The following is a 16,581-nucleotide window of genomic DNA, read 5'->3' on the forward strand; positions in this document are numbered from 1 at the left end:
GTTTGCATTTTCAGCGTTTTTTATAAAGCTGAAAAAGTTTTTTCATCCATATGGAAATATATTTTCATATATTGTGAAATTTTATTTCCATATAATATGAAAAAACTTTTTCAACAAGAACAAAATATGTGACAAAAATAATCTTTTATTTTCCTGAACGCAAGATTCCAGAATCGGAATCTGAATTGTTCAGTTTCTTGCTTCCTGAGCTGTAACTTCTACCGAAGGAAAGATTATAGCTGAGGGTTAGGAAAAACATTTGGGAGCTTTCCTTGAAGTATTGCAGTTTTTTGGTTGAAGCGTATTTATTCCAATTCCCGGATTCTACTTTATAATTGTCGGAGAACGGATTTACCATGCCTGCTCCAATATTTAAGTCTTTCCATCTGTATCCAAGCATTATTTTCTGCACATTTTCTCCTCCAGTTAAAGTTTCCCCGACAAACCAGTTTTGGTTTGTCATAATCTGATAAATCAAAGTAAAGTTCTTCCACATTGCAGTTGCGCTTCCGTTTAGCCACCAATTGGAGTAACGGTGGTTGTAGTTATTGCCGTTACTTATGAAATGGCTTAATCCGCCACTGACGGAGAACTGGAGAATGTTAGCAATTGGACCAACACGAAGCTGCATCATCGGGGCTATTCTATGCCAGCTTTTCTGGTTGTCCCATGTCTGTACAACTTTGTTTCCTTCAACAAATTTCTCATCCATTATAGCATTGGGCTCATAATTATATGAGAAATTCATATAGGCATAAAATATACCTTTTGACCATTCCGCATCTAAAGCTTCTGTATAGCTGAGATATGATTCAAGGTATGGATTTCCACGTTGGATTTGCAGTGAGTCGATAATCTGTTCCACTGCGCTTAGATTTGCTAGCGAAGGATTCTCGTTACTGATTGAAGAACGGAAACGGATGTAACTTCTATCTGTAAAAGCATATTTTAGAGTGACTTTGGGATTGAATGTGTAATATTGGTAAGTGTCCGTACTTCCTTCCTGACGGTAGAAGGAGCGTGTTCCGCCAATTCCCAGTATATAGTCAAACTTGTTCAGCTTGCCACGCAATTCACCATATACATAGGTGCTTCCTTGCTGCATTTTGGTGTTATAATCGTGTTCGTTAAGATAGTCGTTGTTGGAGAAAGACTGAGAGTGTCTTATTCCAGTTCCTATTCTTTTATCTCCTGCGAGTTTTTTTTCGTAGATTGCCTCGCCGATAATTGAATATTTGTTTCCATGCACAATATTTTGTATATCAGTAAGCTTGTTGCCATCTTTGCTTTCTGTATACAGGCGGTCGGAGAAACTTTTATTATATGTACCAACGACGTTGAATATCAAAGCCTGTTCATTCTTCAAGTTCCTTTGGTAATATATGTCCAATGAAGGGTTATGTATTGATGATTTTGTTTCATCCAGCATATCAACATAATCTGTTTCATCAGCTTTATTTGCTAAAATACCTTTGTATCTTGCAATTGGGACTTTGTCGCTGGTATAATTCAGTGCAATGTTGAATTGGTATTTGTTGTTGTCCTGCAGATTATATGCGACGTTAAGCCATTGTTGCATAAGTTTCCAATGTGAGGGAATTCCTTTCTCATATCTGTGCAACTCAAAGCCATTACCCAAATTGAAATCTTCGAAATTGTCTCTGTAACTTCCATAGAAATCACAAGGACTGTTCCTATAGTTTGCCGAGAATTCCGATTTCTTGTGATTGATTTTTATATAACCTTGATAATTACCCCATCCGATGTGTGGCGACTGCATCAAGTCAATTCCAAAGCTACCACCTGTTTCCGGACGTTTTACTATATAATCAAGAACTATTTCTGCATTCCCGTATCTTAGTCCGGGATTGTCGTGATATTCCACACGTATTATATCTTCCGGCCTGAGGGCATGAATTTCCTGGATGGAAACTTTCACACCGTTGATTCTTGTCTGCACTTCTCCGTTTCCCGGAATCTTTATTGTGTTGCTCATAGGGTCAACTTGCAGCCTGGGCAACATCATATGAAGTAGTAATTCAACTCCATTTGATGAAGCCTTTACTTGTCTTTCGGATGGATAAACTATTTTTCGGTCCACTTCGCTTCTTTGTGCCGAGGCTGTGACTGTTACGCCTTCCAGTGATAGAGCGTCCTCCACGAGTTGGATGTTTCCCAGGTTTCGTGATTCATTAGTCCCGTTGAGCCACAGTTCTTCTGTTTTATATCCTACGCTTGATATTGTAAGTTTATAATTGCCGGATTTCAATCCGCTTAGTTCAAATGTTCCGTTGCTGTTTGATGTCGTTCCGGTAATTGTTTCCGACTTTTCGTTTCCTAAAGCTATGTTTACAAACTCGATAGGCTGTTTTTTTTTCATCCAGAATTGTTCCCTTTATTTTTATATGCTGGGCATAAGAATTTATGCTTACAGCAAGAAACACAGATACAATAGTTTTCTTCATGTTATTATTGATTAGCTTAGTTATACTTCTATGAATAACGAGATTCAGGTAATCTACAGCCTTAATATAAAGAAAGACGCAGACAACCGCCTACGCCTCTGGGCTCACCACAAGCCACGACACACTAAGCGAGAAGTCTGCGCCATATACGGACTCCTCAACGCGTGTCGTGATAGCTCGTTCATTTCCGAGGTGGTGATTCAGAGGCGATTGAGCTATGAATATGTAAAATTGATTAGCATTTCTAACACAAATCGATGCAAAGATAATTTAAATAGTTATAACATTCAAAATTAAAAATGGCTTTATTTGCCAGTCTGCATAATTCCGGAATCGGAATCCTTATTGTTCAGCTTCTTGTCGCCGGACTTGTAGCTTCTTCCAAATGAGAAGTTATAACTAAGAGTGATAAATCCCATTTGGGCGCTTTCTTTGAAATATTGCCGTTTTTTACTTGAGGCATATTTGTTCCAGTTTTCAGATTCAACTTTGAAATCGTCGGTGAACGGATTGATCATCCCGGCGCCGAATCTGAAGTCTTTCCATTTATAATTAAGCATTATTATTTGAGCATTCTCGCCGCCGCTCAATGTTTCGCCGCTGAACCAGTTCTGATTTGTCATTATCTGATATACGAATGTAAAGTTTTTCCACATTGCAGACACACTGCCGTCGAGCCACCAGTTTGAATATCTGTGGTTGTATGTGTTACCGTTGCTGATGAAATGGTTCAATCCGCCACTGAGGGAGAATTGCAGAATATTGGCAACAGGACCGACGCGCAGCTGCATCATTGGGGCAATACGGTGCCAGCTTTTCTGGTTGTCCCATGTCTGTATGATTTTATTACCTTCCACATATTTCTCGTCCATTATAGCATTTGGCTTATAATTATATGTAAAGTTCATGTAAGCATAGAAAATACCTTTTGACCATTCAGCATCCAGAATCTCTGTGTAATTAAGATATGATTCCAGATAAGGATTTCCCTGTTGAATCTGCAATGAATCTATCACCTGGTCAATGGCGCTTAGATTTCCCAGCGATGGCATCTCATTGTTTATTGACGAACGAAGGCGTAAATAACTTCTGTCCGTAAAAGTATATTTGAGCGTTAACTTAGGATTGAATGTGTAATACTGATATGTATCCGTGCTGCCTTCCTGGCGATAGAACGAACGTGTGCCACCAACACCGAGAATATAGTCGAGCTTGTTCATTTTACCACGGAACTCACCATATACATATGTGCTTCCTTGCTGCATCTTGGTGTTGTAATTATGACCGTTGATGTAGTCGTTGTTCGAGAAAGAATGTGTATGTCTGATTCCTGCACCGATTCTTTTACCGTTTGCAAGTTTCTTTTCATATATTCCTTCTCCAATGATGGAATATTTGTTACCGTAAACAATGTTTTGTATGTCGGTCAGTTTGTCGTCTCCTTTGCTTTCTACATACAGACGGTCTGAGAAAGATTTATTATATGTACCAACCACGTTGAATATCAAAGTCTGTTCTTTCTTCAGATTCCTTTGATAATAAATATCGAGCGAAGGATTATGATAATGCGATTTGGTTTCGTCGAGCATATCCACATAATCCGTTTCGTCAAGTCTGTTTGTCAACACTCCTTTATATCGTGAAATAGGAATATTGTTTCCGGAATAATTAAGAGCAATATTGAGTTGGTATTTGTTGTTGTCCTGCAAATTGTAGGCAACGTTGAACCACTGCTGCATCAGTTTCCAGTGTGAAGGAACACCTTTCTCATATCTGTGCAGTTCATATCCGTTTCCAAGGTTGAAATCCTCGAAGTTATCTCTGTAGCTTCCGTAGAAATCACGCGGACCGCCCCAATAATTAGCAGAGAATTCAGATTTTTTATGATTGATTTTTATATTCCCCTGATAATTACCCCAACTTACATGAGGAGACTGCATTATGTCAAGACCAAAGTTTCCACCCGTTTCCGGACGACGTACTATGTAGTCAAGGACGATTTCAGCGTTTCCGTATCTCAGTCCCGGATTGTCGTGATATTCGATTCGTATGATTTCATCGGGACGTAAAGCATGTATTTCCTGGACGGACACTTTCACACCGTTGATTCTCATCTGCACTTCACCGTCGCCGGGAATCTTAATAGTATTGTTCACCGGGTCAACCTGTACTCGTGGCAACATCATTTGTTGCAACAATTCCACTCCGTTTGCCGAAGCCTTGGTCTGTCGTTCGGAAGGATAAACGATTTTTCTGTCCACTTCGCTTCGTTGAGCTGAGGCGGTGACTGTTACTCCGTCCAGTGAAAGAGCGTCTTCTACGAGTTGGATGCTGCCGAGATTTCGGGAATCAGTAGTTCCGTTAAGCCACAGCTCTTCCGTTTTGTAACCGACGCTGGAAATTGTCAGTTTATAATTTCCGGATTTCAATCCGCTGATTTCAAAAGCACCATTGCTGCCGGAAGTTGTTCCTGTTATTAATTTTGAGTTTTCGTCTCCCAGCGAAATATTTACAAACTCTATAGGTTGTTTCTTTTCGTCAATGATTGTTCCCTTAATTTTTATATGCTGAGCGTGCGCACTTAAGCTAGTCGCAATGCATAATGTTATCAATGTCTTTTTCATGTTTATTTTAGTCTTTGTTTTCTTTTATAGACGCAGAGTGTGTATTTTTGTTACAAAATATTTAGGAATATCCTTCTTCATTAAATTTGCAAAGCAGAAAAAGAAAAGGAACTAATATAAAAAACAGAAAAAAGTCTTATAGTAATTTGTTTTATTCAAGTGAAATTGATACCTTTGCACACGATTTTTCCGCGGAGGGTAGAAAAGCGATGCAAAGAATGTATCCACCCTCGGGACCTAACTGTTTAAATATTATAAGACAGATGTACGTAGTTGTAGAAATTAACGGACAACAGTTCAAAGCTGAACAAGGTAAAAGATTATTCGTTCACCACATTCAGAACGCTGAAAACGGTGCAGTTGTAGAATTCGACAAAGTTTTGTTGGTTGACAACAACGGTGAAGTTAAAGTAGGTGCTCCTGTAGTAGAAGGTGCGAAAGTAGTATGTGAAGTACGTTCTCACTTGGTAAAAGGTGAGAAGGTGTTGATCTTCCACAAAAAGAGAAGAAAAGGTTATCGTAAATTGAACGGTCACCGTCAGCAGTTCACAGAAGTTGTAGTTAAAGAAGTTGTTGCTTAACATTTAAAAAAGGAGTAAAAGAAAATGGCACATAAGAAAGGTGTTGGTAGTTCTAAGAACGGCCGTGAATCAGAAAGCAAACGATTAGGTGTTAAGTTGTTCGGTGGTGAAGTAGCTAAGGCTGGTAATATCATCGTTCGTCAGAGAGGTACAGTTCATCATCCAGGTGAAAACGTAGGTATGGGTAAAGATCATACTTTGTATGCTTTGGTTGATGGTGTAGTAACTTTCCGCAGAGGTAAAGAAAACCGTTCTTTTGTTTCTGTTAAAGTTGCAGAAGCTTAATCAAGGAATTGGTTCAAGTTATAAAATGAAGGAGATCTTTTAAGGTCTCCTTTTTTTGTGTCCAAACATTAGCTGTTAGTCGTTTTTTTGCCACATAATTGCTTTGAAAATATATACGGAAGCATCTTGACGTAGGTTCGGTCCCGCGTTCAATTATATATTGCCCCACGGATTTGTGGGTTCGGATGTATTTTTACAGATAATTCTATAAATAGAAATTGTGTTAAATTGAAGTGATATAAGTGTATTTTGTGAGTTTTTTGTATATTTGGAATGAAGTAAATAATATTTTGTATGTGCAGCATACATATACACCTTAATTTCTGATAGTATGAATACACTTAATGGTCATCCTAAAGGCCTTTATCTATTGTTTGTGACTGAAATGTGGGAGCGTTTCAGTTATTATGGAATGCGTGCGTTGTTTGTTCTGTATATGACGCAGGCTTTGCTTCTCGACAAGGAATATTCTTCCGAAATATACGGAAGCTACACTGGTTTAGTTTATCTTACACCTTTACTTGGCGGATATATAGCCGACAGATATTGGGGAAACAGGCGTTCCATTCTGGTCGGTTCGCTGATGATGGCTCTTGGGCAGTTCTTTATGTATTTGAGTGCCTGCTATTATCATAATGTGGAACTTGCCAAATGGCTAATGTTTTGTGGATTGGGAGTTCTTATACTTGGAAACGGATTTTTCAAACCCAATATTTCAACAATGGTAGGAGATTTGTATGAAGCCGGCGACAAGAGAAAGGATTCTGCATTTACCATTTTTTATATGGGCGTTAATCTCGGAGCCACAATTGCTCCTCTGTGGTGCGGATTGGTAGGAAATACTGGAAATCCCGAAGATTTCAAATGGGGCTTCTTGTCTGCTTGTATCGGTATGCTTATCGGAGCAGCAGTGTTTCAGTATTATAAGGACAGATGTCTTTGCATGCCAAACGGAACTCCAATTGGTATGCCGGTTGAGAAAAAAGCTTCTGAAGAGAAGAAGAATGAAAAACGGAATTCCGCTTCGATTAAAGTTGATGGACGAATTATCCTTTCTATATTGATTTCTGTTTTTCTTGTTTTGTTTTTTTCTTTTAATTGGGAATCTCTTTCAGATAATACAGTCGGATATTTCTCGGGAGCAGATTGGATTGGCTCAATAATATATGCGACAATTATAATGGTTCCGTCCGTCATAATTACGGATAAGTCTCTGACTTGCCGTGAGAAGAAGCAGATAGGAATTATATTTATTCTGGCTTTCTTTGTTATATTTTTCTGGGCAGCGTATGAGCAGGCAGGAGCTTCGCTCACATTCTTTGCTGACGAACAAACCGACCGTATGATTTGGGGTTGGGAAATGCCGGCTTCTTATTTCCAGTCTTTCGGAGCTGTGTTTATTGTGTTGCTTGCTCCGGTGTTTGCTTCATTATGGTCTTTCTTGAACAAACACAACATTGAACCTTCATCTCCAATGAAACAGGCAATAGGTTTGTTTCTTCTTTCTATGGGATATTTGCTTATAGCGTTTGGCGTGAAAGGTGTTGAGCCGGGAATGAAGGTGAGCATAATGTGGCTGACAAGTCTTTATTTCATCCATACGATGGGAGAGTTGTGCCTTGCTCCGATAGGTTTGTCGTTGGTGTATAGATTGTCTCCGGCACGATTCTCGTCGTTACTTATGGGAGTTTGGTATCTCAGTACTTCAGCAGCCAACAAACTGGCTGGATTGTTGAGCGGTTATTATCCTGAAGAAGGAGTGGAGAAAGCGTTCCTTGGTTACACAGTAAGCAACTTGTTCGACTTTTTCTTTCTTTTCGTGTTAATGAGCGGTGCTGCCTCAGTTGTTCTGTTTTTGATTTCGGGTAAATTGGCGAAAGAGATTGACAGTTAAATAGGGGACAAGTTGACGAGTTGACAAGGGAACAAGAGGATATAATGTTCTTTCCTTGTCAACTTGTTAACTTGTTTCTAGTCTCTTATCCCAAACAATTATCCAATTCCCTGATAATTCCTTCCTTATCCATATTCTGACCGATAAATACTATTTTCTGCATTCGGTCACCATATTCATCGTCCCAGTCACGCAGCAAACCAGGTTCACGCATCATAAGAGCCCTGATTTCCTCTTCCGGATAAGTTGCATACCAGAGTCCGGCTTGTGATAGAGATTTCTGAATTCCTGCCTGTTCGAACAGGAACGACATATCCGGATTGTTCTTGAAATAGCATATACCTTTTGCACGGATTACGCTAGCAGGCCATTTTGTGGCAATAAATCTGTCGAACTTATTAAGGTCGAGAGGCTGACGGCGGTAATATACGAAAGTGCTGATGCCATATTCCTCAGCTTCGCCTTCGCCTTCGCCGTGATGATGATGGTGATGATGGCAGTTGCAGTGCGGACAGTTCTCGTCGTCATGATGATGGTGATGTTCATGATCATGTTCGTGATGATGCTCGTGTTCATCAAATTCTTCATCTTCTTCCTCTTCTTCTGGAATCTGCTTTTCTATTTCTTTTATCCATCCTGCTGAAGTTGCCACGCGCTCGAAGTTGAACAATCTTGTGTTTATGATGTTGTCAAGCTCTATTTCTGCATAATCGCATTCCAGGATTCTTGCCGCAGGTTGCAAGGCACGGATAATATTCTTTATCCTTTGCAATTCATCGCCGCTCACCTCAGAAACTTTGTTGAGCACAATAGTATTGCAGAACTCAATCTGCTGTATAATCAGATTCTCAATGTCGTCTTCATTTGGATTTCTGTCAGTAAGCTTTTCTGCGCAAGAGAATTCGCTCTGCATACGCAAAGCGTCCACAACGGTCACAATATTGTCGAGTCTGCAAATGCCGTATTTTGTGTAAGCGCCGCCAAGTTTCGGGATTGAGCAGATAGTCTGCGCGATTGGTTCCGGCTCGCAAATACCGCTCGCCTCGATTACGATATAATCGAATCTTTCCGTTTTCATAAGCTCAAAAAGTTGCTCAATCAAATCAGTCTTAAGCGTACAGCAGATACATCCGTTTTGTAGGGCAACCAGATTCTCTTCCTTCTTGCCGACAACACCACCTTTCTGGATAAGTTCGGCATCAATATTCACTTCGCCGATATCATTTACGATTACGGCAAATTTTATACCTTTTTTATTGGTAAGGATTCTGTTAACAAGCGTTGTTTTTCCGCTTCCTAAATATCCGGTCAGCAACAGAACCGGAACTTCCTTTATGCTCATATGATTTATTTTTAATGTTATGTCTATGCAAATTTAATTATAAAAAAGAACGCTGCGAAACCAAAACACAGAATCAGTGTTTGCGGAGTCGCAGCGTTGATGTCTATTCCGGATTATATATTTTATTCATTATCCGATAAGCTGAACGCTTCTTCTGATGAAGTTGCTCAAAGCTTCGCCTTTCAACATACCGTTGCTAAGCAAAGCAAGGTCGATAAGCTGGCTTACTTTGTTGTTGCCTGCAGCATATTCAGCGATAATCTTGTTGCATTCAACACGCAGTTCAGCGATTTTCTTGTTTGTGTTAGTCACATCTTCTTTTTCAGCTTCAGTGATTTCTTCTTCCTTCTTCTTGCTCTGAGCTTCACGCAAGTCAGACTGACGAGCTTTCCAGCCTTTCAAGTCAGCAAGTATAGGCTGAAGTTTTTCTGAACAAGCAGTTTCTTCACCTGCAAGGATTTCCTTAACCAAAGGATGCTGAGTGTTTACAACCAAGTTGTAGCTGTCTGGCATTTCTCCGTAGAACGACATACCCGGTTGCATAGCAGACATTTCTCTCATACGGCGCATATATTCGCTCTGAGTAAGAACCACAGGATTTGCGTTTTCGCCCAAAGCTTCAAGAGTTACCATAAACTCAGCCTTTTCCAACTTAGGCATCTGGCTCTTGAATATTTCCTGCAATGCGTTCTTCTGTTCGTCGGCAAGTTCCACTTCAGCTACGTTTTCCTTAGCGATAAGCTTGTCGATGATATCGCTGTCCACGCGAACGAAACGGCTCTTTTCCCATTTCTGCTCCAACTGTCCGATTACGTGAACATCCAGCTGTCCGTTCATCAGAAGCACGCTATAACCTTTGTCCTTAGCAGCCTGAATATAGCTGTATTGTTCGTCCTTGTTAGTTGTGTACAGATATATCAGATTTCCATCCTTGTCAGTCTGGTTATCTTTAATAAGAGTCTTGTATTCTTCGAATGTGAAATACTTGTCTTCAACATCTTTCACCAAAGCAAATTTTGCAGCTCTGTCATAGAATTTCTCTTCTGTAAGCATACCATACTGGATGAACAGTTTCAGATAATCCCATTTTTCTTCGAACTGCTTGCGGTCAGCTTTGAAAATTTCTTCCAATCTGTCTGCTACTTTCTTTGTAATGTGGCTTGAGATTTTCTTGACATTCTGGTCGCTCTGCAAATATGAACGTGAAACATTCAATGGAATATCCGGAGAATCAATCACACCATGAAGTAAAGTAAGGAATTCTGGAACGATACCTTCAACAGAATCAGTAACGAAAACCTGGTTGCAATACAACTGTATCTTGTTGCGGTGCAAGTCAATGTTGCTCTTTATTCTTGGGAAATAAAGAATACCGGTCAGATTGAACGGATAGTCAACATTCAGGTGAATCCAGAACAAAGGTTCTTCAGACATCGGATACAAATCCTGATAGAACTTCTTATAGTCTTCTTCTTTCAGTTCCGAAGGTTTGCGCACCCAAGCCGGAGTTGTATCGTTGATGATATTGTCTTCGTCTGTATCAACATACTTACCGTCTTTCCATTCCTGCTTTTTACCGAAAGCAATTGCAACAGGCAAGAAACGGCAATACTTAGTCAACAGTCCGCCAAGCTTTTCTTTGCTTAGGAAGTCCTTGTTTTCGTCATCGATATAAAGGATGATATCAGTACCACGGTCTGCCTTTTCAGTTTCTTCCATTGTATATTCAGGAGAACCGTCGCAGCTCCACTTCATTGCAACTGCACCTTCCTTGTATGATTTTGTAATGATTTCAACCTTCTTTGAAACCATAAATGAAGAATAGAAACCAAGACCAAAGTGACCGATAATTGAAGCGGCATCGTTCTTGTATTTCTTCACGAATTCTTCTGCTCCAGAGAATGCAATCTGGTTGATATATTTGTCAATTTCCTCGGCAGTCATACCAATACCACGGTCGGAAATAGTAATAGTATTTTCGTCGAATTTTACTCTTACTGTCAAATCACCCAATTCGCCTTTGAATTCGCCTACAGAAGACAATGTCTTAAGTTTCTGTGTTGCGTCAACTGCGTTTGAAACCAATTCACGAAGGAAAATTTCGTGATCGCTGTATAAGAATTTCTTGATAATAGGGAATATGTTTTCACTTGTTACCCCAATGTTACCTGACTTATTCATATGTTTGAGTTTTTGAGTTTTTATGTTTTTGAGTTTTCCAACGCATAGATACAGGGAACACAGATTTATTATTCAACTATCCAGTTCCTTTTTTGTCGCTATGTGTTGTTATGAATAACCGGTAACATATCTTACAAAAAAAATGCCATATCTCCATTTTTAGTTATTAGGATATGGAGATATGACAAAAAGTCGTAATTTGTCTTTCGCTGTTAATGCTTAGCGGCAGACAACTGAAAAAAAGGCAGAATTTATTTCCTTATAGCCGGAAGAACTATTGACTGAAACTCGTTCTCAAAGTTAGGAGTGAAAATACCTTTTCCGATTGATTCCAATATTTCGTCTATAGCCCAGAATCTGCCGCCGTCCAGTTCTTCCGGATCAGGGTTGAATGGGCCGTTATACACCGTGCGGAATGTATTCACCAGTTCCTTCTCAATAGCAGATTCAAATATGTATGAAGTAATCATGATAGGAGAGAAGTCCGTCACACCAAGCTCCTCGCGCACTTCCCGGCGTAATGCTTCTTCCACACTTTCTCCATAGTCAATATGCCCGCCAACGGCAGTGTCCCATTTCCCCGGTTGTATGTCTTTACGCATTGAACGCTTCTGAAGATACAAATCTCCGTTGTCGTTGAAAATGTGCAAATGCACCACTGGATGCAGCATCTTGCTTCCGCTGTGACATTCCTTGCGTGTCGCTTTCCCTATTGTTTTGCCCTCTTCGTTTACGAGAGGAAAATATTCTTGTGACATAATTTATATTTTTTGAATTGAAAATCTCCAACACAGAGTTACCTTGTCAATTTGTCCCTTTGTCAACTCTGATGTTCTTAATAATCTTTGCCAATTCCGCATCACTCAAGCCTTCGCCATAAGTGTCATAATTCATGCGGAAATTACATCCGTTCTTATATTCCGAGCAACCGTATGCCGTTTTCCCTCTTAAAATGGAACCTTTGCCGCAGACAGGGCAGAGCAGAGGTTTCTCCTTTTTAGCCCTTGGCTTGCGAGGCTTCTTTTCAGCATTCTCACCGTCGGAGGCAGATTCTTTTTTCTTAGCCTCTTTCTTGTTGTCTTTTTTCTCCTCTTTTACATCCTCGATAGTTATGGAACGTCCGGAATTGTCGGAAAGAACATTTATCACCACCTGGTTTACCATTTCCTTCAATTCATCCAGGAATGTCTTCGCTTCATAAGTGCCTTTCTCGATTTGTCGGAGTTTCTTTTCCCACAAACCTGTCAGCTCAGCGCTTTTCAGCAATTCTTCATTGATTGTTCCGATAAGCTCTTTTCCTGTCGAAGTCGGAAACAAATTCTTTCTCTCTTTCCTTATATAATTACGTTTGAAAAGAGTTTCGATTATAGCAGCCCTGGTTGAAGGACGTCCGATTCCGTTTTCTTTCAGTGCATCCCGCAGCTCATCGTTGTCCACCAGTTTTCCTGCTGTTTCCATAGCTCTCAGCAATGTAGCTTCTGTATATGGCTTTGGTGGTTGGGTCCATTTTTCGCCCAGCACAGGATTGTGAGGTCCGTATTCTCCAACGGTAAATACCGGAAGAACCTTTTCTTCGTCGGCAGATTCCGTATCCGAGTCTTTCTGCTCAGTGCCGAAAACAACTCTCCATCCCGGCTTTAGTATTTGTTTTCCGGTCACTTTGAATTCTATATCTTCCACTTTCCCGAGCACCGTTGTAGTTGCTATGTCGCAATCCGGATAAAATGCCGCAATGAAACGTCGTGCCACAAGGTCGTAAACCTTCCTTTCCTGGTCTGTGAGATTTCTTGCCGGCACACCCGTAGGAATTATGGCATGGTGATCAGTCACCTTTGAATTGTCGAAAACCCTTTTCGATTTCGGAAGTTTTATGCCCTGAAGCGGAGCCGTAAGTGCCGTATAATCCACAAGACCACTCAAAGTTTTTGGTACTTTCGGATATATATCATCACTCAGGAAAGTAGTGTCCACACGCGGATAAGTAGTTACCTTCTTTTCATACAGCGATTGAATCAGTTTCAGCGTGTCGTCTGCAGTGAATGCGAATTTTTTGTTACATTCCACCTGCAGCGAAGTAAGGTCGAAAAGTCGGGGAGCATATTCTTTCCCTTTCTTTTCGCTGATATCCGTTACGGTAAAATCCGAGTTGGAAACGGTTTCAAGAAAAGCTTCACCTTCCTCTTTCTTTGTGAATTTTCCTTTAGTGGCAGAAAAGATAGTGTCTCTATACACTGTTTTCAATTCCCAATAAGGTTCTGGAACGAAATTATCAATCTCTGCCTGTCGGTTCACAATCAGAGCAAGCGTAGGAGTCTGCACCCTTCCGATGGACAACACCTGCTTGTTCTGTCCGTAGCGCAAAGTATAAAGTCTGGTTGCATTCATTCCCAGAAGCCAGTCGCCAATAGCCCTTGAAAGTCCTGCCTCATACAGTTTAGTGAAGTCGCTCTGCTCTTTCAGTTGCTGGAAACCTTCACGGATAGCCTCTTCGGTCAGTGATGAAATCCACAATCTGTAAACCGGACATTTGCATCCGGCCTTTTGCATCACCCATCTTTGTATGAGTTCTCCTTCCTGGCCGGCATCACCGCAGTTTATCACCATCTCCGCATCCTTGATAAGGCTTTCAATCGTGGCAAACTGTTCTTCATATGTAGGATTACTTATCAGCTTGATACCGAAGCGGGGAGGAATCATCGGGAGAGAAGACAAAGTCCAGCGTTTCCATTCCTGAGCATAGTCATGAGGTTCCTTCAGAGTGCATAAATGCCCGAAAGTCCAGGTCACCTGGTATCCGTTCCCTTCAATATATCCTTTCATCTTCTTGGTTGCACCAAGCACTTCAGCAATTTCCCTCGCCACACTAGGTTTTTCGGCAATACAAACTTTCATACATTATTATTTTTCGAGGTACAAAGGTACGGAAAATATTGAGAAAATAAGACTAACTCCACTGATGTAATTTGTATGCCAAAATGACATGTTGAACTTAGCATTTTTCTTTAAGGATCATAGTTTTAATGTTGAATATAGGTATAAAAATACCTTTTATTCTGATTGTATAAACAAATGATTGTAATGACTCTGGGTAAATATTACAATCTTTGCTCTGTGTCTTCTAAATGATTTCATTGCAGGATTGTAATCGTTACTTAATGTCATTGTGATCATTTTTTTAGCAGTTGCTCTTTAAAAGTAAAAACAATGTTTTGAAAGCTTAATTTACTATGAAAAATAGGTTTTTTTCATCAGAAACGACAGATTTTATAGTCAAAATCAAAATATTATTTTGTATAGATTAAGGAAAATATTTTTACATTATTTCCGCTTCATATGAAATGAATCTAATGTAAATATTATTTGTGTAAGTATTTGTTTAGTTTAACTTTCAAGATGTTTTTTTTAAACTTCATGAGAGTGCCGTAATTTTGAATCACCTTTAATATATATTGAAAAAATCGAATCTCATAAAGTTTAAATGCCATAATGGCATACCACGTTTTTGTTATTTTTCATACTGTAAATTTCTTCCGTAAGTAAATGAATTTTCTTCCGAAAGCAATTCAATTTCCTTTCGGAAGAAAATCTTGTTTGATTCGGAAGTAATTGTATGTTTTGTCTGGAAAAAATTCTTGCGAACATAAATATTAAGAATAAATATTTGTCAGAATATAGATAAAAACTCCGTGTCTCTCTCTTTTGTCGTCTTTGTGTTTTTTATACCTTTGCAGAAGTTTATAAAAAATGAATAAAAATGCAAGATTCCGACTACATTATCAGAGTAGAGAATGTTTCTAAAAGTTTTGGGGACAAGATTGTGCTGAATGATGTAAATTTATTCATCCGCAAAGGAGAGTTTGTTACAATATTGGGACCTTCGGGTTGTGGAAAGACAACTTTGCTCCGCCTTATAGCCGGATTTCAGACATCAACCAGTGGAGAAATATATATTTCAGGAAAAGATATAACACAGACTCCGCCACATTTGCGCCCTGTAAATACTGTTTTTCAAAAGTATGCATTGTTTCCGCATTTGAATGTATATAACAATATAGCATTTGGACTTAAATTGAAGAAAGTACCGAAGGCTGTGATTGAAAAGAAAGTGAAACAGGCTCTTAAGATGGTGGGCCTGACGGACTATGAATACAGAGATGTTGATTCTCTGTCCGGAGGCCAGCAGCAGCGAGTTGCCATAGCTCGTGCTATTGTTAATGAGCCGGAAGTTCTGCTCCTTGATGAACCTTTGGCTGCATTGGACCTTAAGATGCGCAAGGATATGCAGATGGAACTTAAGGAAATGCATAAGACCTTGGGTATTACTTTCGTTTATGTGACTCACGACCAGGAAGAGGCACTGACGCTGAGCGATACTATCGTGGTGATGAGCGAAGGAAAAATCCAGCAGATTGGCGCTCCTATGGATATATACAATGAGCCTGTAAATTCTTTTGTCGCGGATTTTATTGGCGAGAGCAATATATTGAACGGGACTATGATTGAAGACAAGAAAGTGTCGTTCGCAGGAAAAGAATTTGAATGTGTTGATGAAGGTTTTGGAACCGATGTTCCGGTGGATATAGTTGTGCGTCCGGAGGATATATATATATTCGACTATTCTGATGCAGCTATGCTTTCAGGTATTGTGTCGTCATGCATATTCAAAGGTGTGCATTTCGAGATGATGGTTCAGACTCCTGAGGGGTATGAATTTATGGTTCAGGATTATCACTCGTATGATGTAGGTCAGAAAGTGGGCTTGCGTATAAAACCGGTAGATATTCATGTAATGAAGAAGGAACGTCTGTGTAATACTTTCGAAGGAAAGATTGTTGATGATAATCATGTAGAATTCCTTGGTTGTACATTTGAATGTAAGCCGGATCATGGTCTTCCGGGAGGTACTGATGTCAAGGTTGAGGTTGATTTTGATGATGTAGTTCTTGAAGACAATGAAGATGACGGAAGTCTGACAGGAGAAGTCAAGTTCATTCTTTATAAAGGAAATCATTATCATCTTACAGTTCTTACAGATTGGGATGAAGATATCTATGTAAATACCAATGATGTTTGGGATAATGGAGATCATGTAGGTATTTCAATAGCTCCAGAGAATATTCGTATAGTTAAGTTATAATTTAAAAGGAAAGGAAGTGATCGGTAATTTATCGTTATTGTTGTCGAGACGGCGCAACTGGGTTATCCCATA

The 16,581-nt window shown here is 39.7% G+C and carries 9 protein-coding genes and 1 pseudogene; 4 read left to right on the plus strand and 6 right to left on the minus strand.

Going from position 1 to position 16,581, the window contains the following annotated elements; all coding sequences use genetic code 11:
- Nucleotides 1-145: 145 nt before the first annotated feature.
- Together ACYIAR_RS15745 and ACYIAR_RS15750 are read right to left on the minus strand one after the other, a co-directional pair.
- Nucleotides 146-2,465 (minus strand): annotated as a pseudogene (locus ACYIAR_RS15745) (carboxypeptidase-like regulatory domain-containing protein).
- 305 nt (nucleotides 2,466-2,770) lie between these two features.
- Complete coding sequence (locus ACYIAR_RS15750) at nucleotides 2,771-5,089, minus strand: carboxypeptidase-like regulatory domain-containing protein (RefSeq protein WP_480331031.1); 2,319 nt, start codon at nucleotides 5,087-5,089, stop codon at nucleotides 2,771-2,773.
- A 263-nt stretch (nucleotides 5,090-5,352) separates the two neighbouring features.
- Here ACYIAR_RS15750 and rplU point away from each other — a divergent pair, with 263 nt between their 5' ends.
- The 3 genes from rplU to ACYIAR_RS15765 all read left to right on the plus strand — a co-directional run bounded on the left by rplU (nucleotide 5,353) and on the right by ACYIAR_RS15765 (nucleotide 7,849).
- Nucleotides 5,353-5,670 carry a 50S ribosomal protein L21 gene (rplU, locus tag ACYIAR_RS15755; RefSeq protein ID WP_480331033.1) on the plus strand — a complete coding sequence of 106 codons (318 nt, stop codon included), beginning with the start codon at nucleotides 5,353-5,355 and terminating at the stop codon, nucleotides 5,668-5,670.
- Between the two features lie 24 nt (nucleotides 5,671-5,694).
- Entirely contained in the window at nucleotides 5,695-5,955 is a 261-nt protein-coding gene (gene rpmA, locus ACYIAR_RS15760; protein ID WP_480331035.1) for a 50S ribosomal protein L27, read from the plus strand.
- A 331-nt stretch (nucleotides 5,956-6,286) separates the two neighbouring features.
- On the plus strand, nucleotides 6,287-7,849 hold the full coding sequence (locus tag ACYIAR_RS15765) for a peptide MFS transporter (protein ID WP_480331037.1): 1,563 nt from the start codon (nucleotides 6,287-6,289) through the stop codon (nucleotides 7,847-7,849).
- Between the two features lie 85 nt (nucleotides 7,850-7,934).
- Here the strand turns inward: ACYIAR_RS15765 and ACYIAR_RS15770 are convergent, their stop codons facing one another.
- The 4 genes from ACYIAR_RS15770 to ACYIAR_RS15785 all read right to left on the minus strand — a co-directional run bounded on the left by ACYIAR_RS15770 (nucleotide 7,935) and on the right by ACYIAR_RS15785 (nucleotide 14,264).
- Nucleotides 7,935-9,191, minus strand: coding sequence for a CobW family GTP-binding protein (locus ACYIAR_RS15770; protein WP_480331039.1), 1,257 nt, complete (start codon nucleotides 9,189-9,191; stop codon nucleotides 7,935-7,937).
- 129 nt (nucleotides 9,192-9,320) lie between these two features.
- Nucleotides 9,321-11,372, minus strand: a complete 2,052-nt coding sequence (htpG, locus tag ACYIAR_RS15775) for a molecular chaperone HtpG (RefSeq protein ID WP_480331040.1) — start codon at nucleotides 11,370-11,372, stop codon at nucleotides 9,321-9,323.
- Nucleotides 11,373-11,623: 251 nt separating this feature from the next.
- A complete protein-coding gene (locus ACYIAR_RS15780) occupies nucleotides 11,624-12,130 on the minus strand; it encodes an NUDIX hydrolase (protein WP_480331042.1) in 507 nt (168 codons plus the stop codon).
- A gap of 46 nt (nucleotides 12,131-12,176) precedes the next feature.
- Nucleotides 12,177-14,264 (minus strand): DNA topoisomerase 3, encoded by a 2,088-nt coding sequence (locus tag ACYIAR_RS15785; protein WP_480331044.1) that lies wholly within the window; start codon nucleotides 14,262-14,264, stop codon nucleotides 12,177-12,179.
- Between the two features lie 862 nt (nucleotides 14,265-15,126).
- Here ACYIAR_RS15785 and ACYIAR_RS15790 point away from each other — a divergent pair.
- On the plus strand, nucleotides 15,127-16,509 hold the full coding sequence (locus tag ACYIAR_RS15790) for a polyamine ABC transporter ATP-binding protein (protein ID WP_480331046.1): 1,383 nt from the start codon (nucleotides 15,127-15,129) through the stop codon (nucleotides 16,507-16,509).
- Nucleotides 16,510-16,581: the final 72 nt, after the last annotated feature.

It is taken from the genome of Parabacteroides sp. KHUB-01 (assembly GCF_056640935.1).